Genomic DNA, 20,908 nt, shown 5'->3' on the forward strand with positions numbered 1-20,908 from the left:
CCGTCAATGGACGGAAGAGACCTCCCGGCCGGCTCCTGCTACCGGGATGAGGGGCCTGCGGGCCCCTTTGTTTTGGTAGAGTTCCCAGGGACCCGATGCGGCTTGCAGGGTGCAGTGTTCCCTCAGGATGGCCCGGAGCTCTGGCGCCGGGTTGCGGGCCAGCAGGTAATCGTACCAGGCGCCATGTTTCTCCCAGGAAAACGTTGAGACGGAATCGGGGAGGGGGAGGGGGAGGGCCGAGCCGCTCCGCAACTGCACCGGCATCATGGCGTTGGGAAAGAGGGTTGGAGAGACGCCCCCTCCCACCAGGAGGTGGTAGTAGTCGGTGTCGTGGTTGTGGGCCTGGTAGAAAAAGGAGGCGTCGAGCCGCCGGGAGCTCCCGTCGGCGACGAGCGGCAAAACGGCCGCGTTCTTCTTCATCGCCGAAAGCACCGGCAGGATGCTCTCCGTCTCGCGGGCGACCGCACGGTGGATTTGCAGCGAAGAGCAGAGAAGCAGGGCAATGGCGCCGGTCAGCACCACCCGCGAGCGGGGAGGGACCGGTACCGATGCCATCCAGAGGGCCAGGGCGAAGTAGGAGAAGGGGGCCAGGCGGAGGTTGAAATAGGTGTAGAACCCCAGGTAGAAGGGGAGGACCAGAAAGCCCGCCGTGGTGGCGAGATAGACGGCCAAGAGCCGGCGCGGAGTTTTCGTGCTCTCGTAGGGTGGGGAGCCCCCTGCCCACCATTGTTTTCGAGAAACGCGTGGGCACGGGGTGCCCACCCGACTACGCCACAGAAGCCTCCCGAGGGTCGCCGCCAGGACGCCCCAGCCCGCGATGGCCACCCAGTCGCACCCCTCCACGAGACGCATGCCGGTAAACGGGAGCAGGTAGAAGGCCACTGTCCCCAGCAAAGGCCACCACCTGATCCCCCACGGGACCTTGGTGGGGGCCGAGCTCGCCTGGTGGGAGGTCAGGTACCACGCCGCGAAGGCTGCCGCCATGACCAGTGCGGGAAGGAGCCTGGTCATGGCCTCCCGGCGAAAGGGGGGGGCGGGGGATAACCAGACCGCGGCGAGGACGATGTAGACCAGGGCCGCGTAAGGGTGGGCCAGGAAGATGACCAGGCAATACGCCCCGTGGCGCGCGATCGACAGCGGTGAGAGGGTGAAGGAGTCGAACTCGAGGAGCGCCAGGAACACCAGCGGCAGGGTGGGGAGGAAGTTGGGGAAGCCCAGGTAGTAAATCTGGTTGAAGGCCAACGGGAAGAGGAGGAGGGCGCCCCATGGCTGTCCGGTGCCGGGGAAGAGTGCGCCCGCCTTGATCGCCAGCCGGGATACCAGCAGGATGTAGAGTGAAACGAGGATTTTCCCGGCGACCTCGGTCTTCACGGCCAGCGTGAGCGCCGCCATGGCCAGGTACCAGAGGTGGTAGGGCCGGAAACCGAAGCCGACGGTGTAATGGGCCGGCCAGTTGAAGGCTGGGTCGTGGTAGGTGGCCGCCAGGTGCGAGAGAAACAGGTGCTGCGGGTAGTCCTGCATCGGGAGAAAGCGGACCGTCCAGACGGGCCAGAGGGAGAGCGCGGTGAAAAAGAGCACGGCCGCCAGGAAGGCCATCCTTTCTCCCCGCGGTGGAAGGTCGGAGGCGGTCCCGGTGGAAACCCCTTCCGCCGCTAGGGGGGCTTGCACGAGAAGATTCGGCTCCGGTTCTCCCACTGCCCCTCCCCCCGCTGGAAGTGCTCGCCTGGCCGGCGAACCAGCAGCAAGTATAGCCGACCGAATTCGTCTTGCAAAACTCCCATCGCCCTTCCTGATCGCCTGAACCGGGCCAAAGTTCACCTTTGACAGCAGTGAACAACCGCTATACATTTTCCCTTGATTTAAGGGCCGCGTTTCCCTTCACATGAGCCCCTCCCGAAGCGAGCCGGTCAGATAGAAAAGGTCAAGTAACCGCTATAGGTGACCATCACCTATATACGGATACGCTACTTGTTGTTGGGTTAGCCAACAAAAACAAACCATAAAAAATACCATATAAAGATATGGCTGTGCGCCTCGTTTTCTGCTAAGGTTATTCGTATGAATAGAACCCATTTCGAATGGGACTCGAAGAAGGATCAGGAAAACCTGCAAAAGCACGGAGTCTCATTTGCGGAGGCCCAATACGCCTTTGCCGATTCGCATCGCATCATTGCGGAGGATGTGACTCATAGCGACCAGGAAATGCGCTACTTCTGTTTTGGGAAGGTCAAGGATGGCATCATCACGGTACGTTTTATGTATCGCAATAGCGTGATTCGGATCTTCGGAGCCGGTTACTGGCGGAAAGGAAGGACGATCTATGAGCACGAAAACAAAATACTCCGATGAACCCTTAGGCGAGCTGAAGATAGTCCCGGACTTTCTCCCCTCTCCCGCAGAGTTGGCGTTTCGGGAGGAATCGGTCAAGGTGACTATCTCCCTCAGTAAGAAGAGCATCGAGTTTTTCAAGTCTGAGGCATCAAAATATCATACGCAATACCAGCGGATGATCCGGCAATTGCTTGATTCATACGCTGACGCACAGTCGGCGCAGCCAACAACGCGCTCAACCGGCCGCGCGAAAAAACTGCGCGCCGGTTAGCTCTTCCACGCTGGTAGCGATGGCTGGTCTGAAGGAAATCTACGTCACCCGCCTCGGACGGTGATGACGGGATGGTAGGGAAAAGAAAACCGCGGCCCTGGATGGGACCGCGGTTTTTTGTTGCTGCGATGGTTCGGCGGGAACCGGTTTTAGCCGAGGATCTGCTTGAGGTCGCCTTCGGCGGTGCCGATCGGGCCGATGTTGAAGTTCTCGACCAGGAAGTTCAGCACGTTCGGGGTGATGAAGGCCGGGAGGCTCGGTCCAAGCTTGATGTTCTTCACGCCTAAGTGGAGCAGGGTCAAGAGGATGGCCACCGCCTTCTGCTCGTACCAGGAGAGGATGAAGGAGAGCGGGAGGTCGTTGACGCCGCACTCGAAGGCGCCGGCCAGGGCGACCGCGATCTGGATCGCGGAGTAAGCGTCGTTGCACTGCCCGATGTCCAGAAGGCGCGGGATGCCGCCGATGTCGCCGAAGTCGAGCTTGTTGAAGCGGAACTTGCCGCAGGCCAGGGTCAGGATCACGCAGTCGCTCGGGACGTTCTCGGCGAACTCGGTGTAGTAGTTACGGCCGCTCTTGGCACCGTCGCAGCCGCCGATCAGGAAGAAGTGGCGGATGGCGCCGGCCTTGACCGCGTCGATGACCTGGCCGGCCACGCCCATCACGGCGTTGTGGCCGAAGCCGGTGAGGATCTCCTTGCCCGGAGCCTCGTCGAAGCCGGGGAGGGCGAGAGCCTTCTCGATGACCGGGGTGAAGTCCATGCCGCTTATGTTCTTGACGTCCGGCCACTGCACGAGGCCCCAGGTGAAGAGGCGGTCTTTGTAGCTTTCGGCGGGGCGCTGGATGCAGTTGGTGTTGAAGATGATGGCGCCGGGGAAGTTGACGAACTCTTTCGCCTGATCCTGCCATGCGCCGCCGAAGTTGCCGGCCAGGTGGCTGTACTTTTTGAGGCCGGGGTAGCCGTGGGCGGGAAGCATCTCGCCGTGGGTGTAGATGTTGATCCCTTTCCCTTCGGTCTGCTTGAGGAGCTCTTCCAGCATGCGGAGGTCGTGCCCGGAGACCAGGATCGCCTTGCCAGCCTTGGTGCCGAGCTGGACCGGGGTCGGAACCGGATGGCCGAAGGCGTCGGTGTTGGCCTTGTCCAGAAGCGCCATGGTGGTCAGGTTGGTCTTGCCGCACTCCATGGCGAGGCCGACGAAGTCCATGAGACCCAGGCTCTTGTCGAGGGTGGCGGCCAGCGCCTTGTGGGTGTAGGCGTAGATCTCGTCGTTTTCCTGGCCAAGCACCAGGGCGTGGTGGGCGTAGGCTGCGTAACCCTTGATGCCGTAGATGATGATCTCCTGGACGGATTTCACGTCCGGGTCGATGGAGGAATCTTTTACGCCGTGGGCGGCACCCAGGGCGACCAGCTCGGAGGTGCTGCCGGCTGCGAAGGGCTGGGCGGCTTCGGGAACCTGGCCGGTGAAGGGGGCGCCGTTGACCTTCTCGAAGAGGGCCTGGGCGCGGTTGCGCTGATGGGCGGCATCGCGGACCAGCTTGGCGATCTCTTCGGCGTCGAAGTCGACGTTGGTGACGGTGGTGAAGAGACCGTCCAGCATGAAGCGGTCGATCTCGGCGTCCTTGGCGCCTTTCTGACGGGCCTTGTCGGCCCAGAAGGCGATCCCTTTCATGGCGTAGACCAGAAGATCCTGGAGAGCGGCCACTTCCGGCTGCTTGCCGCAGACCCCTACCTTGGAGCACCCGCCGTTGGCGGCCTGCTCGCACTGAAAGCAAAACATGTCCATCTTCTCCTCCTTGATTGCTGCGTTGTTGGTTGAGTTGGTAAATCCGAAGAAGCTCTTGACTTTGTCGATCATTGATTTCTCCCGGGGCTCCGCCTGGAGCGCCTTGATTTTTTTTCGGCTTCCTTGCCGGTTACCGTGGCGGAGACTCCGATGATTGGTGCTCCGTACCGCGTTTTCGATGAGGTGACCTTACCTTCGGTTGGCCTTCGCGGCCTTGACTAAAGTCATAAAATCGCAGTAAGTACAATTTCGGGTCTCTTTGGTCTTTTTCGCGGGTGGGGAGAACGCTGGCGGGGGAGCCTGGGAGGGGGTTTTGCTGTGCAAGCAGATGGGACTGGAAATTCTTCCATCTATGCGTACAATTGGGCGGCCAAAGGCTTCACATTCATCCCCTCTCCCCTAATAAAGGGGCGAGGGGATGAACGAGACAACTTTCAGGCTGGAAACAGGAAGGGCGGACATGAACAAACAGGAAAAATCCGGCGGCAACCTCTTTCAGGTGAGGCCGCTCGCTCGTTTCGTCGGAGTCTCGGTGCGCGACCTGGTGGTCTCCGCCCTCCCGATGGTGCTTTTGACCGTGCTGGTGATCCTGCTCGCTTACTGGTACGTGCGCCCTGCGCCGCCGAACACCATCACCATGACCGCCGGGGCCCCGGGAAGCATATACATGCTCAACGCCGAGAAGTACCGGAAGATCCTGGCCAGAAACGGTATCAAGTTGAAGATCCTTCCCTCGGCCGGCTCCCTGGAGAACCTCCGGCGGCTGACCGATCCCAACTCCAAGGTCGATATCGGCTTCGTGCAAGGGGGGGTGGCCAACGGCACCGATATCAGCAACCTGGTCTCGCTCGGGAGCATCTTTCACCAGCCGCTGCTGCTGTTCTACCGTGGCGACAAGCCGCTCTCCATCCTCTCCCAGTTCGAAGGGAAGCGGGTAGCGGTCGGCACCGAGGGGAGCGGGACCCAGACCCTGGCGATGACCCTTTTGAAGGCCAACGGCATCGAGCCCGGCGGCAAGACCCAGCTTCTTCCCCTGGCCGGCAGCGATGCCTCCGATGCCCTTCTCTCGGGCCAGGCCGATGCCATCTTCCTGATGGGGGACTCGGCCACGCCGCCGGTCCTGCGCAAGCTGCTCCGCGCCCCCGGGGTGCGGCTCTTCGACGTCAGCCAGGCCGACGCCTACTCGCGGAAGTTCCCCTACCTGATGAAGATGACGCTCCCGATGGGGGGGATCGAGTTCGGCAAGAACATCCCGCCCCAGGACGTGCAGCTGGTCGGCCCGACCGTCGAGCTGGTGGCCAGAAAGCGGCTCCACCCGGCGCTTTCCGATCTCCTGATCGAGGCCGCCCGCGAGATCCACGGCCGCTCCACCCTCTTCCAGAAGGCGGGAGAATTCCCCGCCCCGCTGGAGCACGAGTTCCCGGTCAGCTCCGACGCCAAGCGCTACTACAGTTCAGGCAAGGGGTTCTTCTACAAGTGGCTCCCGTTCTGGCTGGCAAGCCTGGTGGACAGGATGGTGGTGGTCGTCGTTCCCGTGCTGGTCTTGCTGATCCCCGGCGTCAAGCTGCTGCCGGCCATCTACAACTGGCGGATCAGGTCGCGCATCTACCGCTGGTACGGCGCCCTGATCGCCCTGGAGAGGACCATCCTCGACAACCCCACCCCGGAGGAGCGGACCCAGCTTCTGAGGAAACTCGACGAGATCGAGGTGCAGGTGAACCGGATGAAGGTGCCGCTGGCCTTCGCCGAGCAGTTCTACGTGCTGAGGGACCACATCCAGTTCGTCGCCCAGCGCTACCGGGCGACCATGAACGACGGCCGGCTATGAGGGGGAGGGATCAGTTGTTGGTGGTGCCGATCATGGCCCGGTAGATGTCCGGCCGGAGCACGAACTGCAGGGTCGAGGAGGTGGCGGTACCGAAGGCGATGGCCTGCTCTCCCCCGATGGAGGAGTTCAACCTGAAGATCGGGCGCAGGTTGACGCCCAGCTGCATGAGGTCAGCTTCGAAGACCCTTCCGTGGATGGTGGCGAACTCGGCCAGGCGCTCCCAGGTGGAGAGCATCTCGACCGGTATCGAGATTCCGTTTGCGAGATGTATGAGATCCGGCATGGCTTTGCTCCTTTGCTGCCTACACCAGATATATCGACCCCACCCCCGTAAACTTAAGCCTGATCTGGATTAGATTATCCTTCCACGGCCTCCGGTGCCGCGGCCGGTACTTCCTCGCCGGCCGGCGCCGCGATTGCCGTGAGACACCTGGCCAAGACCGCCGCACCCGCCAAAAGTGCCAGGATGAGCACGATGACCCCTTCCCACCCCCGTCCGCTCCAGAGAAACCCTCCCGCGGTACCCGAGACGCTCGAACCGAGATAGTAGCTGAAGAGGTAGAGGGAAGCCGCCTGGGCCCGGGCGGTGCGGGCCCTTGCGCCCACCCAGCTGGAGGCGATGGTGTGGGCGCCGAAGAACCCGCAGGTGAAGATACCGATCCCCGCCACGATGACCGCCACCGGCTGGGCCAGGGTGATCGCCCCCCCGGCCGCCATGGCCGCCAGGCAGCAGGCGAGCATCCGGCTGCGCCCGAAGCGCTCCACCAGGCGCCCTACCAGCGAGGAGCTGAAGGAGCCGGCGAGGTAGACGAGGAAGATCCAGCTGACCCGGCCGTGCCCGAGGGAGTAGGGAGGCGCCAAGAGCCGGAAGGTGATGTAGTTGTAGAGGGTCACGAAGCTCCCCATCACCAGGAAGGAGATCCCGTACAGGCAGAGGAGCCCGGGATCCTTAAGCTGCCGCAAGAGCGAGGTGAAGAGGTAGCCGACCGCGAAGGGGCGGGGGCGGAAGTCGCTCGAGGGGGGGAGGAGGCGGGCGAAGGCGGCGGATAGGGCGAGGGTGGCGACGCCGATCACGGTGAGCGCGAGGCGCCAGGACCATTGTTCGGCGACGGTGGCGGTGAAGATGCGGCCGGTCATCCCGCCGATGGCGTTGCCGGCGATGTAGAGTCCCATGGCCGAGGTGAGCGCGCTCGCGGCCATCTCTTCGCTCAAGTAGGCCATGGCCACCGCCGGAAGCCCGGCCAGGGCCACCCCCTGCAGAAGCCGCAAGGCCACCAGCAGGGCGAAGCTGTGGGTGAACGAGGTGAAGAGGGCGAGGGTGGCGGTGGCGAAGAGGGAGGCGACCATGACCCGTTTTCTCCCCAGGCTCTCCGAGATGCTCCCGGCAAAGAGCATGGCGATGGCGAGCGAGCAGGTGGCCGCGGAAAGGGGGAGGCTCCCGGTGGCGGCGTGCAGCCCGAACTCCCGGGTGAAGATCGGCAGGAGCGGCTGCATGTCGTAGAGCGTTATGAAGATCACGAAGCCGGCCACGAAAAAGGCCAGGTTGATCCTGCGGTAGCGGTCACTTCCCCTGGTAATCGATCCCATCTGCTCTCCCCCCTGATTCAGCCAAGGGAATGATAGCGGTTGCCAGTGGATAAGAAAAATATATAATGCTTATCGTTTCGATATCATTTTTTGATTCATCCAACGCCGACAGGTCGGACAGGTCCGATCAGTCCGACAGGAGCATTGATGGACGCCAGGCAGCTCAGGTATTTCGTGGAGGTCGCCACCACCGCCAGCTTCACCCGCGCCGCTGAAGGGCTCCGGATCGCCCAGCCGGCCCTCAGCATGTCGATCAAGAAGCTCGAGGAGGAGCTGGAGCTCACCCTCTTCAACCGCCAGGACCGCAAGGTCTCCCTCACCGCGGAAGGGGAGATCTTCCTCCTCCACGCCCGCCGGGTACTCGACGACCTGAAGGCGGCCGAGCTGGAGATGGCCGAGCTCAAGGGGCTTTCCAAGGGGGAGGTGCGCATCGGCATCCCCCCCATGATCTCCGCCTACTTCTTCCCCGACATCATCAGGGACTTCCACCGCGCCTTCCCCAAGCTGAAACTCGCCGTGCACGGCGAGGGGGCGGCGCGCATCCAGCGGATGATCGCCCAGGGGGAGCTCGACATGGGGGTGGTGGCCGGGGAGAGCTTTCCGGATACCCTGGAGACCCGTCATTTCCTGAGGGAGGAGGTGGTGGTCTGCGTCCCCCCCGGACACCGCTTCGCCACCGCCGGGAGCGTCACCCTGGCCGAGTTCATCAGCGAACCGTTGATCTTCTACAAGGAGGGGTACTTCATCCGGGAGTTCTTCCTGGAGGCGCTCAAGGAGAGCGAGGCCCGGCCGGAGATCGTCTTCGAGACCAACCTCTTCTCGCTGGTGAGGTCGCTGGTGAGAAACGGAACCGGTATCTCCATCCTCCTGAGGATGGTGGTGGCCGACGACAGCGAACTGGTGGCGGTCTCCTTCGATCCGCCGCTCTACCTCGACCTGCTGATCGCCTGGAAGAGACAGAGCTACCTCTCCCGGGCCAACCGCGCCTTCGCGGAGTTCCTGCTGGCCAGGGGAGGGGGGCAGGCATCAATCCCCTCGCCCCTTTAGGGGAGAATAACGGTGCAATTAGTGAAGCTTACCGGTATGCCCTCTCCCCCCGGGAGAGGGTGGCCGAAGGCCGGGTGAGGGCAGATTGTAAAGGCCGAGGTGGCCAGCCCGAGGGGAGGGCAGGTCGAGGCGAAGGGTCAGGCCAAGGGGGGGATCAGTTGGGCCAGCTTGTCGGCGATCTGAGAAGGGGAGAGGACGAAGTCGACCGCGCCGGTCTGGGCGGCGGCCTTGGGCATCCCGTAGATGGTGGAGCTTTTCTGGTCCTGGGCGATGGTGATGCCACCCACCCGCTTCACGTGGCGGATCCCTTCCGCGCCGTCTTTTCCCATCCCGGTCAGCACCGCCCCCACCAGGATCCCGTGGAGCTGACGGTTAAGTGAGGACATGGTGACGTCGACCGCGGGCTGCACGTAGTTGACCCGCTCGCCGCGGACCAGTTCGACCCGGTACTGCGGGTCCAGCCGGAGATGGAAACCACCCGGGGCCAGGTAGACCTGGCCGGACTCGAGGTATTCCCCGTGCCGGGCGAGCGCCACCGGCATGGTGGAGACCGCGTCGAGCCCCTTGGCGATCCGGGCATCCATCGGCGGGGTGATGTGGAGCACCACCAGGATAGCGGCATTCAAGGGGGGGAGCCGGAGAAAGATCTCCCGCAGGGTGAGGGGACCTCCGGTGGAGACCCCTATGACCACGAGGTTGCGGCAGGTCATCTACTGGAGCTCGTCCACCAGGGCCAGGTAGTAGCGCAGCGATTGGATCAGCTCCTCCGGGTTGAACGGCTTGGTCATGTAGTCGGTGACGTACTCCTGCACCCCGTCCATCTTGGTGTCCGGCTCTCCCATCCCGGTCAGCATGACGATCACGTTGCCCGGATAGAGCTCCTTCTCGATCAGGGCCCGGATGGTGTCCCAGCCGTCCATCTCCGGCATCATGACGTCCATCAGGATCACTCCCCGGAACCCCTCCTCCAGCTTTCTCAGGCACTCCTCGCCCGAGGCGGCGGTGACCACCCCCAGGTTCTCCCCCTGGCAGATGATTTCCACCGAGTCGCGGACGTACCGGTTGTCGTCGACGATCATCACTTGCTTGGCCATTTCACCCTTCCCTCCCTGCGTTCATGACTGTTCACTCGCCGCCGGCATCCCCGGCAGGCACCCTGGTCAGCGACAACTGCGCGTGGATGCGGGCCTTCACCAGGGTCGGGCTGTAGGGCTTGGTTATGTAATCCACCGCTCCCAGCGCGAGCCCGCGGCGCACGTCCTCGTCGGCGTTCATGGTGGTGACGAAGATGACCGGGATGTCCCGGGTCTTGGGGTCGCTCTTGAGCTGCTCGCAGACCTCGAAGCCGTCCATCCCCGGCATCCGGATGTCCAGCAGGATCAGGTCCGGCTGGGGATCGCTGGCGGCCAGCGCCAGAGCCCGCTCCCCCTCCCGCGCGGCGATGATCTGGTACTCGCGTCCCAGGATCGCCATCAGCAGTTGGATGTTTTCGGGGGTGTCGTCGATGATCAAGAGCTTCTTGCGGGCTGCCGCGCCGACCGTTTCGTTCATGGCTTCTCCTCAGGCACTGCCGGTGCCGATTCCAGCATCTCCTCCAACCGTTCCCGGGCCTTGGCCGCCCCGTTGAAATCGAAGGAATCCACCAAATGTTCCAGCCGGCAGAACTGCTCGAAGAGGTGGCTGCCTCGCAGTTCGCGCCGGAGTTCATCCTTGACGGAGAGGGCGGCTCCCAGGTCGCTCTCGAAGAGGGAGGTCATCTGCTCGAGCAGCCCCTTCACCCTCGCCCGGTCGGGTCCCCCGGGCCCCGCCTGGTTGGGCTGCTGGGCGAGGTAGCGATCGAGCGAACCCATCACCCGGTTGAGCTCACGCCCCAGCCTCTCCAAGAGAGGGGGGAGCCGGTCGCCGTCCCGGTCCCTGATCCCTTCCTCCATCGCCCGGGCCGCCCGGGCAAGGAGGTCGGCGCCGATGGTGGCCGCCGGCGAGATCAGCGTGTGCGCCGCCCGCTGGGCCTCCTCACGGTTCCCCCTGGCCAGGAGGTCGGCGATCTCGGCGGTGGCTTCCCGGCGCCGGAGAAACTTCTCCATCAGCGAGCGGAGAAGCTCCCGGTCGTCCCCGCAGTACTCGAGCCCCAGCGCGATGGAGACCCCGGGGAGCGAAACGGTCTCGCCCGCCGGTCCGGCGGTGTCGAGGACGGCCCCGACCTTCTCCCCCAGTGCCTGGGCGGCCTCCCGCACCTTGACGAGGAGCCCCCGCTGACTGGCGGGTAGCTCGGCCAACAGGGCCAGGTCGGCCATCCCCAGCACGGTGTTGAGCGGGCCCTTCAGCTCCTTTTCGATGGCGGCCAGGAGCTCCCTTTTGGCTTGCAGGGCGGCATCGGCCTCCCGCCGGGCCCGTTCGAGATCGGCAGTCAAGGTGTCGAGCGCGTCTCCTCGCCGCTGGGCCAGCGCCTGGAGCTCTCCTAATTGCTCGCTGCGGCGCTCCAGCTCCCATTTAGCGGCCAGTATCCCCACCGACTGGACGACTTCCAGGGGGGAGACCGGTTTTTTCAGCAAGAGGAGCCGCTGGTCACCCCGAAACCGCTCCGCCGCCTCGCCGGCTTCGCCGCCGGCGGTGCAGAGTACCACCTGCAGACGGGGGTCCGCCTCCCAAAGGCGCTCCACGGTCTCGACCCAGCTTTCCCCGGACGAGGGGGACTGATCGACCAGGGCCACCGGGTAGGGGCTTTGCCGGTCCAACCCGCGGGTCACCAGGGCTATCCCCTGCTCCCCGTCGTCGGCCCACTCGATCCGGTACCCCCCGGGAGAGGTGCCGGGATCCCCGCCACCGCCGGGAATCTCACGGAAATCGCCGGCCGTTACCGGTGGATCCGCGATCACCAGCAGCGGTCGCTGGCCGCTCATGACTGCTCACCGGATTCGGCCCCGTGCTTGCCTCTTGTTCCGGCCATCATCCGCCGAACCCGGTCCAGGAACTGCTCGACGGTGAACGGCTTGGCCAAAAAGCCCCCCCCGGCCGGTGCATCGCCCGGCAGCGGGTTGATGCTGTAGCCGGAGATGTAGAGTACCGGCAGCGAGGGGTGTCCCTCCAAAAGCCGCTCGTACAGCTCGGGCCCGCTCAGCTGGGGCATCACCACGTCGGTGGCCAGAAGGTCGACCTTGACGCCGGCCGCCATCTCCAGCGCCTCGGCCGGGAGCGCCGCGCTCAGCACCTGGTACCCGAACGAGTGCAGGAGCTCGGTGACGGTCTCCCTGATGGCGGCGTTGTCCTCCACCAGGAGCACCGTCCCCCCCTCCTCGACCTGGACCGGCACCTCGGCCGGCGCAGCCGACTGCAACGCCGCCGAGAGCAGCCCGCTTCGGGAAGGAAGGTAGATCTCCACCCGGGTCCCTTCCCCCGGGCGGGTCTTGATCTCCAGGCAGCCCCCGTGGTGCTTGACGATGGCGTACACGGTCGGCAGTCCCAGCCCGGTCCCGCGCCCCGCCTCCTTGGTGGTGAAGAACGGCTCGAAGACGTGGTGGAGGGTCCCCTCGTCCATCCCGCAGCCGTCGTCGGTAACCGCCAGCAGCACATAGGCCCCCGGATCGAGCCCGGGATGGCGGCCGAGGAACTCGTCGTCCAGCACCAGGTGCCCGGTCTCCACCGAGATGGTCCCGCGCTCCGCTATGGCGTCCTGGGCATTTACCACCAGGTTCAAAAGGGCCTGCTCCAGCTGACCTCGGTCGGCCAGCACCCCTGTGGCGGTGGGGGAGAGGTTGTATTCGACCCCGATGCTGGCCCGGACCGTGGTGCGCATGATGCCGCCGAAGGCGCGGACCACCTCGTTGAGGTCCACCGGTGACATGTCCGGGAGCTGCTTGCGGCCGAAGGAGAGGAGTTTCTGGGTGAGCTCGCTCGCCTTCTGGGCGGTCTCCCCCATCGCCTCCACCATCTTCATCTGGGGCGCTTCCGGGGAGAGACCCCGTCTCAGGAGGTCGGCGTAGACCATGATGGGGGTGAGCAGGTTGTTGAAGTCGTGGGCCACCTCCGCGGCCAGCCTCCCCAGCGCCTCGATCTTCTGGCTGTGGCGGAGCTGCTCCTCGAGAGAGCGGCGGCTCTCCTCGCTGCGGACGCGGGAGATGGCGATCCCCGCCAGGTGGGCCGCCGACTCGAGCAGCAGGAGGTCTTCCTGCCCCGGGGCCGCCGGTGTCCGGTGGTAGATGGCGATGGTTCCCAAAAGCTCGCGCTGGGGGGAGAGGATCGGTTCCGACCAGCAGGCGCGCAGGCCGGCGGTGCGGGCCGGTTCGAATCCCTGCCACCAGGGGTGCGGCTCGATGTCCTCCACCACCACCCGCTGGCGCAGGAAGGCGGCGCTCCCGCAGGACCCCTTGCCGGAGCCTATCCGCAGGCCGTCCACCGCCCGGTTGTAGTAATCCGGCAGGGTGGGGGCCGCGCCGTGGCGAAGCGTGGTTCCTGTGGGGTCGGCCAAAAGGAGCGAGCAGAGCGCCCCGGGGCTCTCCTCCTCGACGAAGGTGGCGATGGCGGTCAGCAGCTCCTCCAGCGGGGCGTCGCCGGCGATCCTCTCGAGGACCCGCAGCCGGTTCCTCTCCCGCTCCTCCCCCCGCTTGCGGTGGGTGATGTCCCGGACCACGCTGAGCAGCAGCGGCTGCCCCTCGCTCTCGATCATCCGCGAGTGGACCTCGACCGGGATGAGGGCGCCGCTGCGGGAGAGAAAGGCGCTCTCGAAGGTTTCCTCCTGCGTCCCCTGCATGAGCCGGTCGATGTTGGGGGCCACCCGCTCGGCGAACTCCGGGGGTTCGATGTCCTGCAGGCGGGCGCCCGAGAGCTCGTGCTGGCTGAAGCCGGTCAGCCGGCAGAGGGCCTGGTTGAAATGGAGGATCCTCCCCTCACGGTCGACCTGGAGGATCACGTCGAGCACCCAGTCGAGCTGGGCGGCCTTGATGGCGAGCTGCGAACGCTGTCCCCCCACCAGCTGGTCGGCCACCTTGAGGCGGTCGAGGTGGCTGAAGAGGATCCGGGTCAGGGCGATCAGCACGAGGCTCAGACCGACGGCCAGCGCGGACTGGCGGAGGGTGCGGCCGTACCAGGGGCCGAGCACCTCATCCTCGTTGAGGCTCACCACGGCCACCACCGGGAAGCGGGAGAGGTGCTGGTAGGCGATGATGGCGGGGAAGCCGTCGAGAAAGCTCATCTGCTCGCGGAACACCCCGCTTTTCGCGCGGGGAAGCTCCCGCCTGAAGAGCGGGCTGGCGCCGAGCTTCGGCTCCTGCTCGGCGGCGGGGTGCGGGTCCCAGACCAGCGGGGTGCCGTCGTCTCTCACCAGGAGCACCTCGCCGCGGAAGCCGAGCTTGGAGGGGTCGAAATGGGTGCTGAAGTAGGTCGTTTCGAAGCCGAGCGCCAAGAGCCCCGTGAACGGGTCCCCCGGCGCGTTCAGCGGGCGCATCAGGTTGAAGCGGCGGCGGTGCACCAGCCGGCTGGTGATCGGCTCCCCGACCGAGAGGCCGAGCCCCGGTTCCTCGACGTAGCGCCGGAAGTAGGGACGGTCGCCGACCTGCACCGGCTTGGCGGGGTAGGTGTCGGAGTTGATCCGCATCGCCCCCTGGCGGTCGGCGATGAACAGGGTTCCCACCTGGGGCGAGTCCCGCATGGCGAGGCGCATCTTTTCGTGAAAGGAGGCGGCGTCGACCCGGTCGAGCCCCCCCTCGCGCCGCAGGTCGCCGAGGAGCTCCCGGAGGATGCCGTCCCCCTCGGAGAGGGCGCTCTCGCTGTGCTCGGCGAGGGCGTGGACGTACCCGGCGGAAAGCCTGCGGGCGCTGTTCAGCACGTCGCGGCGCTCGGTGACCACACCGTGGGCGGTGATCAGCATGACCGACGCCACGGTGAGCCCGACGAAAAGCCTGATCCGTTCCTTGAGTTGGTCGATGGAGAGTTGCTTCATGGAGGCGGTGCCCCTTTGAGGGTGAAAAAAATGCTGGTCCCCAGCCCGGGACCGGGGCTCTCGGCCCAGATGCTGCCTCCGTGGTTATATAGTATTCGCTGGCAGATGGCCAGCCCCAATCCCTGCCTACCGGTATCGTGGCGGGCACCGTCGGTCTTGAAAAACTCGGTGAAGATCAGCGCGGTGTGCTCGGGGTCGAGCCCCACCCCGTCGTCGCGCACCTCCACCACGACCCGGTTTCCCTCCACCCGGGCGGTGAGGACGACGGCGCCGGCGGCGTAGCGGGCGGCGTTGGAGAGGAGATTGGTGAAGAGAAGGTCGAGCTGCTCCATCGACCCCATGATGTGGATGCCGGCGGGGATGAGGTTTTGGCAGCTCACCCCCCGCCGGGAGAGCTCGTCTGCCGTCTCGAGGATGGCCTGCTCGGCCAGCGGGGCGAGCTCCAGCGGCCAGAGGTCGCTGCTGCGGGAGGAGAGTTTCACCATCTGGAGGGACTTCTCGGCCATCCCCCGGATCTGTTCCACGTTGTCCCGGCAGATCTCCAGCATCCTCACGAGCCTCGGGTCGCCCGTCTCGCGGATCATGAGCGGCAGGAGGGCGCAGAGCGGGGTGAGCGGGGTCTTCAGGTCGTGGCTCAGATGGACCATGAGGGCCTCCATCATGGCCGAATGCTGTGCCTTGGCCTCCAGTCTCCCGCGCTCCCGGAGCACCTCCTCCGAGCGCCGTTTCTGCATGAGCAACAGCAGGGCGCAGAGGACGATCCCGGCCCCGAAGCTCGCGTTGATGGCCCTGATGCTGAAGCTCATCCTCCGGTAGGCTTCCAGGCTGTGGTCGCGGTCCATCCCGACGAAGAGGGCGCCGATCACCTCGCCGCGGCGGTTCCTGATCGGGTCGTAGGCGGTGTAGTAGGGGACCCCGAGGATGGCCGCCTCTCCCCGGTAGCTTCTCCCCTCCACCAGCACCGCCCGCCGGGCCGGGTTGGCGAGCACGGTCCAAAGCGCCCGCCTCCCGTCGGCCAGCGGGACGTTGGTGGCCACCCTGACGTCTCCCATGAAGACCGTGGCCCGGCTCCCGGTCAGGTCGAGCACCTTGTCGGGGATCTCGTTGTTGCCGTTTATCCGGTAGTTCCCGCACCAAAGCGCCCCCCCCTCCAGCCGGAAGGCGCTCCCTTTGGCGCCGCAGAGCTCCCAGAAGACCCGGAGGTTGTTGTTCTGCAGCTGGGCCACCTCGGTCAGCTCCTGGCTGAGGATCTTCTCGAGCACCAGGTGGTTGACCGTGTGCAGGGCGACGGCGGCGATGGTGGCGGTCAGTAACAGCGGGAGCAGTATGCTGCGCACGATACCGTTCATCGCACCCCCTGGAGATGGTTTGGCCGGGCGGCGACCGGTGCCGGGGCTAGAACTCCTTCCATTCGTCGTCCAGGGTCAGGTTGGCGGCCGGCGACTTGTCGTTGGCCCGGGCCACCCGGGGGGCCGGGGGCGCCACGATCACACGCTCGCGCGGCCCCGCGCTCCTGGTCGGCGGGCGCCTTTCGCGCTGCGCCTTCGGGGCGGCCGGCTGCTCCTTCCCCTCCTCCAGCCGGAAGCGCGCCACCACCTCCACCAGCTGCTGGGCCTGTTCCTCGAGGGAGGCGGCGGCGGCCGAGGCCTCCTCCACCAGCGCGGCGTTCTGCTGGGTCACCTGGTCCATCTGGATGATGGCGTTGTTGACCTGCTCGATGCCGGTCGACTGCTCCTGGGAGGCCGCGGAGATCTCGGCCATGATCTCGGCCACCTGGCGGATGCTGGTCACGATCTCCTGGGTGGTCTGTCCCGCCTCCTCCACCAGCCGGCTGCCGTCCCGCACCTTGTCGGAGGAGTCCTCGATGAGGGCCTTGATCTCCTTGGCGGCCGCGGCGCTTCGCTGGGCGAGGCTCCTCACCTCGGCGGCCACCACCGCGAAGCCCCTCCCCTGCTCGCCGGCCCGGGCCGCCTCCACCGCGGCGTTCAAGGCGAGGATGTTGGTCTGGAAGGCGATGCCGTCGATCACGCTGGTGATGTCGGAGATCTTGCGGGAGCTGTCGGTGATCGACTCCATGGTGGTGACCACCCGTGAGATCACCTCGCCACCCTTGACCGCCACGCTGCTCGCGTTGATGGCCAGCTGGTTGGCCGCCTGGGCGTTGTCGGCGTTCTGGCGGACGGTGGAGGTGAGCTCCTCCATGCTGGAGGCGGTCTCCTCCAGGGCGCTCGCCTGCTCCTCGGTCCTTTGGGAGAGGTCGGCGTTGCCGGTGGCGATCTCCTCGGCGGCGTGGGCGATGGAGTCGGCGCCGTGGCGCACCTCCCCCACGATCTTGGCGAGCCCGTCGTTCATCTGCTTGAGAGAGCTCAAAAGCTCGCCCGTCTCGTCGCTGCTCTCCGCGCTGACCGCGGTGGTCAGGTCCCCCGATGCGATGGATTGGGAGGCTCCGATCGCCTGGTCGAGCGCCCGCTTGATCCTCCCCGCCACGAACCAGGCGAAGAGCGCGATCACGGCCGCCAGGATGAGGGTGGCCCCCACCACCTGCCACCTCATCTTGCTCATCTCGGCGTTGACGTCATCCACGTAGATGCCGCTCCCCACGATCCACCCCCACTCCTTCATGAGCTTCACGTAGGAGATCTTGGGGACCGGTTTGGAGGCGCCCGGCTTTTCGAACAGGTAGGAGACGGTCCCCTCCCCCTTCTCCTTGCAGACGTTGACGAACTCGACGTAGTGGTGCTTGCCGGTGGGATCCTTGGTCTCGGCCTGGGACTTGCCGACGATCTCGGGCTTGAGTGGGTGCATGACGATCTTGGTGTCCAGGTCGAGCATGAAGAAGTATTCGGAGCCGTGGTAGCGGAGGTCGCGGATCTGGTCAATGGCCTCCTGCTGGGCCTTGGCCATGGGGATTCTACCCGCCTTGGCCTCGTTGTACTTCCCCTCCATGATGCCGTAGGCCACCTCGACCACCCCCTTGGTGGCCTGGATCTTCTCGTCCATCAGGTGCTTCTCGATGTAGGGGAGGAGGTAGCAGAGCACCCCCAGGACGATCAGCGCCACGGTGGCGAGCGAGATGCTCAGGATCTTGGTAAGGATCTTCCAATCTTTGAACTTGGTGATTTTCATACGAACCTCGTCTCGTTTTCGTTTCGGTGGTTATGGGCAGCCTTGACGACCTGCAGTTCGTCGCTGGCAATCAGTTTCTCGATGTCGATCAGGATCAGCATTTCACCGTTGTGATCGGCGAGCCCGGAGAGGTAGCGGGTGTCCAGGGTGGAGCCGAGCTCCGGCGCAGGTTTCACGCTTTCCGGCGGCAGCGCCACCACGTCGGAGACGCTGTCCACCACGATGCCGACCACCCTGGAGAGGACGTTGATGATGATCACCACGGTGAACTGGTGGTAGGTCGCCTCGCCGGTGGCGAACTTGATCCTCAGGTCCACGATGGGGACGATCACCCCCCTGAGGTTGATGACCCCCTTGATGAACTCGGGTGTGTTGGCGATCCGGGTCACGCTGTCGTAGCCCCGGATCTCCTGCACTTTCAGGATGTCGATCCCGTAGTTCTCGTTCCCCAGCCGGAAGGTGAGGTGCTCTGAAAGGTGATGCCCGCCGGTCAGGGCGGTTGCCGCGTTGCCGATTTCCATCCGTCACTCTCCTTCAAGCGGCCTGGACCGCTTCCGCGATCGACCGTCTCTGCATAAGAACCAGTTCGGTGAGGTCCAGGATGAGCGCCACCTTGCCGTCGCCGAGGATGGTCGCACCCGCGCTCCCCTCCACGTGCCGGAAGTTGGCCTCCACGCTCTTGACCACTACCTGCAGCTCGTCCACCAGGGCGTCCACCAAAAGCGCCACCCGTTCGGTCTCCACCGCCACCAGCATGAGGATTCCCCGCTCCGGGCGCTCGACCGCGCGGTCGATGCCGAAGAGCTGGTGGAGCCTCAGGATGGGGAGGTAGTCGCCGCGCACCCGCACCACCTCGCGGCCGTTGACCATCTTCAGCTGGTCGGGGGAGGGCTGCAGCGACTCGATCACGAGGTTGACCGGGACGATGAAGCGTTCCTCCCCCACCGAGACCGAGAGGCCGTCCACGATGGCCAGGGTGAGCGGGAGGCTGATGGTGACGCTGGTCCCCTTCCCCGGCTCCGAGGCGAGCTGGATCCTTCCCCCCAGGGCCTGGACGTTTCGCTGCACCACGTCCATCCCGACCCCGCGGCCGGAGAGGTCGGTCACCTCGGCGGCGGTGGAGAAGCCGGGGAGGAAGATGAGCTGCCAGACCTCCTCGTCGGTCAAGGTCTCGCTGACCGTGATGCCGCTTTGGGCCGCCTTGGCGAGGATCCTCTCCCGGTCGAGCCCCCGTCCGTCCTCGGAGACCTGGATGAGGATCCTCCCTCCCACCTGGGAGGCGGCCAGGGTCAGGGTGCCGGTGGCCGGTTTGCCGGTCGCCGCCCGCTCCCCGGGACTCTCCATCCCGTGATCGAGGGCGTTTCTCACCAGGTGCGAGAGGGGGTCGGCGATCTTCTCGATGAGGCCGCGGTCCAGCTCGGTCCCTTCCCCCACCAGCCTCAGTTCCACGTTCTTGCCGAGCTTGGCGGCGATCTCGCGCACCATGCGCGGGAAGCGGTTGAAGACGGTGCTGATCGGGACGAGCCGCATGGAGATCACGCTCCCCTGCAGGTCGCGGGCGTTACGCTCGAGCTGCAAGACGCAGGCTAGGAGCCGTTCGTGGAGCACCGGGTCGAGGGTGGCCGACATCTGGGAGAGCATGGACTGGGTGATGAGGAGCTCCCCCACCTGGTTGATCAGCTGGTCGACCTTTCCCACCCTGACCCGGATGGAGTTGTCCGGCTCGCCGGGGGGACGCCCCCCCTCGCCGCCGCTTCGCTCCCGCGCTCCCGTGGCGAGGGGAGTTGGGGCGGCTGAGGCCACCGGGGCGGGGGGGGAGGGTAAGGCCACCTCTCCCGCCAACCGGACCACCTCCAGTTCGTGCTCCTCGGCGGCGAACATGAAGACGTCGTGGATGGCCTCTTCGCCTGCCGAGGTGGTCAGGGTGAAGTGCCAGCGGGTCAGGCAGCGCTGCGGGTCGAGCCCCTCAAAGGGGGGGATTTCGGTGAGCTCGGCGCGGCAGCGGAAGGTTCCCGGCTCAGCCAGTTCGCCCAGTTCCTCGATCAGCCCTTCCATGCGGACTCCCCGGGCGAAGAGGTCGGCCGGGGGAGAGAAGATCACCCGGTAGGGGATGGGAATGCGGGTGGGAGGCGGCGCCGGCACCGGGTCTCCCGCCGCCGGGAGCTCGCGGGGGGAGGATTGCCGCAAAAGCGCCTGCTCGAGCTTGGCGGTCACCGCCTCCACCGCCTGCCGGTCCACCACCTTCCCCTCCTGGTGCCCGGCGAGCTGCATGGAGATGACGTCTCCGGCCTCCAGGAAGAGGTCGACCATGCAGGCGCGGTAGGGGATCTCCCGGTTGCGCAAAAGGTCGAGCAGCGACTCCAGCGCGTGGGTCACCACCGCCATGTCCTCGAAGCCGAAGATGCCGGCTCCCCCCTTGATGGAGTGGGCGGCCCGGAACACGGCATCCCACTGGTCGCGGTCCGGCTCCCGGTCCCCGAGCGAGACCAGGATCCGCTCCATCTCCGCCAGGTGCTCGGCGCACTCCTCGAAGAAGGCCTGGTTGAACCTGCTGAGATCGTTACCGTCCAACTCTTTGGCGCTCATGGCTCCCCACCTTCCCCGCCCGTTTCCTGGGCGAGGTATCCGAGCAGTGCCAGCCGCTCCCTGACCGGGGGAGGTACCGCCGAAAGGAGCGGCATCATCCCCCGCCGCCTTACCTGCTCCTGCAGCAAGGCCAGCAGTTGACCGCCGCAGGCGTCGATCTCCCGGACCTCCGCGAGGTCGATCTCCACGCGGTCGGGAGGCGGTGCCGCGGCGATAAGCGCGGACCACCCCCCCCCCACCTGCCGGAGCAGGTCCGGGGCCTGTTCGATGCGCCACTCCCCCTCCAGGTGAAGGGTGAAGAGGGGCTCTTTTTGCGGTGACATCGGGATCCTTTCTGCCGGTCAATCCTGCCGGCTTGCACACGCGGGTAACGAAACGGTAACTGTATACATGGAGGTTTTCGGCAAGGGGGGGCA

General features: G+C 65.6%; 18 protein-coding genes. 4 read left to right on the forward strand and 14 right to left on the reverse strand.

What is annotated here, in order from left to right; genetic code table 11:
- Positions 1 to 3: 3 nt before the first annotated feature.
- Positions 4 to 1,668 (reverse strand): hypothetical protein, encoded by a 1,665-nt coding sequence (locus ACYVL5_RS11600; RefSeq protein ID WP_460595735.1) that lies wholly within the window; start codon positions 1,666 to 1,668, stop codon positions 4 to 6.
- A gap of 390 nt (positions 1,669 to 2,058) precedes the next feature.
- On the opposite strand from ACYVL5_RS11600, the gene ACYVL5_RS11605 reads away from it, so the two are divergent.
- Together ACYVL5_RS11605 and ACYVL5_RS11610 are read left to right on the forward strand one after the other, a co-directional pair.
- A complete protein-coding gene (locus ACYVL5_RS11605) occupies positions 2,059 to 2,349 on the forward strand; it encodes a BrnT family toxin (RefSeq protein WP_460595736.1) in 291 nt (96 codons plus the stop codon).
- The gene (locus tag ACYVL5_RS11610; protein WP_460595737.1) at positions 2,321 to 2,602 is read left to right on the forward strand and encodes a hypothetical protein; all 282 of its coding nucleotides are present in this window, start codon (positions 2,321 to 2,323) and stop codon (positions 2,600 to 2,602) included. Before ACYVL5_RS11605 ends, ACYVL5_RS11610 begins: the two co-directional genes overlap by 29 nt.
- A 149-nt stretch (positions 2,603 to 2,751) precedes the next feature.
- Here the strand turns inward: ACYVL5_RS11610 and hcp are convergent, their stop codons facing one another.
- Entirely contained in the window at positions 2,752 to 4,455 is a 1,704-nt protein-coding gene (hcp, locus tag ACYVL5_RS11615; RefSeq protein ID WP_460595738.1) for a hydroxylamine reductase, read from the reverse strand.
- 388 nt (positions 4,456 to 4,843) lie between these two features.
- Between hcp and ACYVL5_RS11620 the strand changes: the two genes are divergently transcribed.
- Complete coding sequence (locus ACYVL5_RS11620) at positions 4,844 to 6,211, forward strand: TAXI family TRAP transporter solute-binding subunit (protein ID WP_460595739.1); 1,368 nt, start codon at positions 4,844 to 4,846, stop codon at positions 6,209 to 6,211.
- Positions 6,212 to 6,221: 10 nt separating this feature from the next.
- Here the strand turns inward: ACYVL5_RS11620 and ACYVL5_RS11625 are convergent, their stop codons facing one another.
- Together ACYVL5_RS11625 and ACYVL5_RS11630 are read right to left on the reverse strand one after the other, a co-directional pair.
- The gene (locus ACYVL5_RS11625) at positions 6,222 to 6,494 is read right to left on the reverse strand and encodes a hypothetical protein (RefSeq protein WP_460595740.1); all 273 of its coding nucleotides are present in this window, start codon (positions 6,492 to 6,494) and stop codon (positions 6,222 to 6,224) included.
- Positions 6,495 to 6,568: 74 nt separating this feature from the next.
- Entirely contained in the window at positions 6,569 to 7,798 is a 1,230-nt protein-coding gene (locus tag ACYVL5_RS11630; protein ID WP_460595741.1) for an MFS transporter, read from the reverse strand.
- A gap of 147 nt (positions 7,799 to 7,945) precedes the next feature.
- On the opposite strand from ACYVL5_RS11630, the gene ACYVL5_RS11635 reads away from it, so the two are divergent.
- Entirely contained in the window at positions 7,946 to 8,845 is a 900-nt protein-coding gene (locus tag ACYVL5_RS11635; protein ID WP_460595742.1) for a LysR family transcriptional regulator, read from the forward strand.
- Between the two features lie 137 nt (positions 8,846 to 8,982).
- On the opposite strand, the gene ACYVL5_RS11640 is transcribed toward ACYVL5_RS11635, so the two are convergent.
- Genes ACYVL5_RS11640 through ACYVL5_RS11685 form a run of 10 tightly spaced genes read right to left on the reverse strand, consistent with a single transcriptional unit; the run spans position 8,983 to position 20,815 of the window.
- Entirely contained in the window at positions 8,983 to 9,555 is a 573-nt protein-coding gene (locus tag ACYVL5_RS11640) for a CheB methylesterase domain-containing protein (protein ID WP_460595743.1), read from the reverse strand.
- Positions 9,556 to 9,939, reverse strand: a complete 384-nt coding sequence (locus ACYVL5_RS11645) for a response regulator (RefSeq protein ID WP_460595744.1) — start codon at positions 9,937 to 9,939, stop codon at positions 9,556 to 9,558.
- A gap of 31 nt (positions 9,940 to 9,970) precedes the next feature.
- Positions 9,971 to 10,396, reverse strand: coding sequence for a response regulator (locus ACYVL5_RS11650; protein WP_460595745.1), 426 nt, complete (start codon positions 10,394 to 10,396; stop codon positions 9,971 to 9,973).
- The gene (locus ACYVL5_RS11655; protein WP_460595746.1) at positions 10,393 to 11,745 is read right to left on the reverse strand and encodes an Hpt domain-containing protein; all 1,353 of its coding nucleotides are present in this window, start codon (positions 11,743 to 11,745) and stop codon (positions 10,393 to 10,395) included. Before ACYVL5_RS11655 ends, ACYVL5_RS11650 begins: the two co-directional genes overlap by 4 nt.
- Positions 11,742 to 14,780, reverse strand: coding sequence for an ATP-binding protein (locus tag ACYVL5_RS11660; RefSeq protein ID WP_460595747.1), 3,039 nt, complete (start codon positions 14,778 to 14,780; stop codon positions 11,742 to 11,744). The genes ACYVL5_RS11655 and ACYVL5_RS11660 overlap by 4 nt, the downstream gene beginning before the upstream one ends.
- Positions 14,777 to 16,129, reverse strand: coding sequence for a cache domain-containing protein (locus tag ACYVL5_RS11665; protein WP_460595748.1), 1,353 nt, complete (start codon positions 16,127 to 16,129; stop codon positions 14,777 to 14,779). The genes ACYVL5_RS11660 and ACYVL5_RS11665 overlap by 4 nt, the downstream gene beginning before the upstream one ends.
- 46 nt (positions 16,130 to 16,175) lie before the next feature.
- The gene (locus tag ACYVL5_RS11670; protein WP_460595749.1) at positions 16,176 to 17,906 is read right to left on the reverse strand and encodes a methyl-accepting chemotaxis protein; all 1,731 of its coding nucleotides are present in this window, start codon (positions 17,904 to 17,906) and stop codon (positions 16,176 to 16,178) included.
- Positions 17,903 to 18,427 (reverse strand): CheW domain-containing protein, encoded by a 525-nt coding sequence (locus tag ACYVL5_RS11675; RefSeq protein ID WP_460595750.1) that lies wholly within the window; start codon positions 18,425 to 18,427, stop codon positions 17,903 to 17,905. Before ACYVL5_RS11675 ends, ACYVL5_RS11670 begins: the two co-directional genes overlap by 4 nt.
- Before the next feature lie 13 nt (positions 18,428 to 18,440).
- Complete coding sequence (locus ACYVL5_RS11680; protein WP_460595751.1) at positions 18,441 to 20,492, reverse strand: chemotaxis protein CheA; 2,052 nt, start codon at positions 20,490 to 20,492, stop codon at positions 18,441 to 18,443.
- On the reverse strand, positions 20,489 to 20,815 hold the full coding sequence (locus ACYVL5_RS11685; RefSeq protein WP_460595752.1) for an STAS domain-containing protein: 327 nt from the start codon (positions 20,813 to 20,815) through the stop codon (positions 20,489 to 20,491). Before ACYVL5_RS11685 ends, ACYVL5_RS11680 begins: the two co-directional genes overlap by 4 nt.
- Between the last annotated feature and the right edge of the window lie 93 nt (positions 20,816 to 20,908).

The organism is Geomonas sp. Red276, assembly GCF_054784495.1.

Coding starts and splice junctions, on each gene's coding strand:
- ACYVL5_RS11605 (WP_460595736.1), top strand. CDS start 2,059: ATGAATAGAACCCATTTCGAATGGGACTCGAAGAAGGATCAGGAAAAC.
- ACYVL5_RS11610 (WP_460595737.1), top strand. CDS start 2,321: ATGAGCACGAAAACAAAATACTCCGATGAACCCTTAGGCGAGCTGAAG.
- hcp (WP_460595738.1), bottom strand. CDS start 4,455: ATGATCGACAAAGTCAAGAGCTTCTTCGGATTTACCAACTCAACCAAC.
- ACYVL5_RS11620 (WP_460595739.1), top strand. CDS start 4,844: ATGAACAAACAGGAAAAATCCGGCGGCAACCTCTTTCAGGTGAGGCCG.
- ACYVL5_RS11625 (WP_460595740.1), bottom strand. CDS start 6,494: ATGCCGGATCTCATACATCTCGCAAACGGAATCTCGATACCGGTCGAG.
- ACYVL5_RS11630 (WP_460595741.1), bottom strand. CDS start 7,798: ATGGGATCGATTACCAGGGGAAGTGACCGCTACCGCAGGATCAACCTG.
- ACYVL5_RS11635 (WP_460595742.1), top strand. CDS start 7,946: ATGGACGCCAGGCAGCTCAGGTATTTCGTGGAGGTCGCCACCACCGCC.
- ACYVL5_RS11640 (WP_460595743.1), bottom strand. CDS start 9,555: ATGACCTGCCGCAACCTCGTGGTCATAGGGGTCTCCACCGGAGGTCCC.
- ACYVL5_RS11645 (WP_460595744.1), bottom strand. CDS start 9,939: ATGGCCAAGCAAGTGATGATCGTCGACGACAACCGGTACGTCCGCGAC.
- ACYVL5_RS11650 (WP_460595745.1), bottom strand. CDS start 10,396: ATGAACGAAACGGTCGGCGCGGCAGCCCGCAAGAAGCTCTTGATCATC.
- ACYVL5_RS11655 (WP_460595746.1), bottom strand. CDS start 11,745: ATGAGCGGCCAGCGACCGCTGCTGGTGATCGCGGATCCACCGGTAACG.
- ACYVL5_RS11660 (WP_460595747.1), bottom strand. CDS start 14,780: ATGAAGCAACTCTCCATCGACCAACTCAAGGAACGGATCAGGCTTTTC.
- ACYVL5_RS11665 (WP_460595748.1), bottom strand. CDS start 16,129: ATGAACGGTATCGTGCGCAGCATACTGCTCCCGCTGTTACTGACCGCC.
- ACYVL5_RS11670 (WP_460595749.1), bottom strand. CDS start 17,906: ATGAAAATCACCAAGTTCAAAGATTGGAAGATCCTTACCAAGATCCTG.
- ACYVL5_RS11675 (WP_460595750.1), bottom strand. CDS start 18,427: ATGGAAATCGGCAACGCGGCAACCGCCCTGACCGGCGGGCATCACCTT.
- ACYVL5_RS11680 (WP_460595751.1), bottom strand. CDS start 20,492: ATGAGCGCCAAAGAGTTGGACGGTAACGATCTCAGCAGGTTCAACCAG.
- ACYVL5_RS11685 (WP_460595752.1), bottom strand. CDS start 20,815: ATGTCACCGCAAAAAGAGCCCCTCTTCACCCTTCACCTGGAGGGGGAG.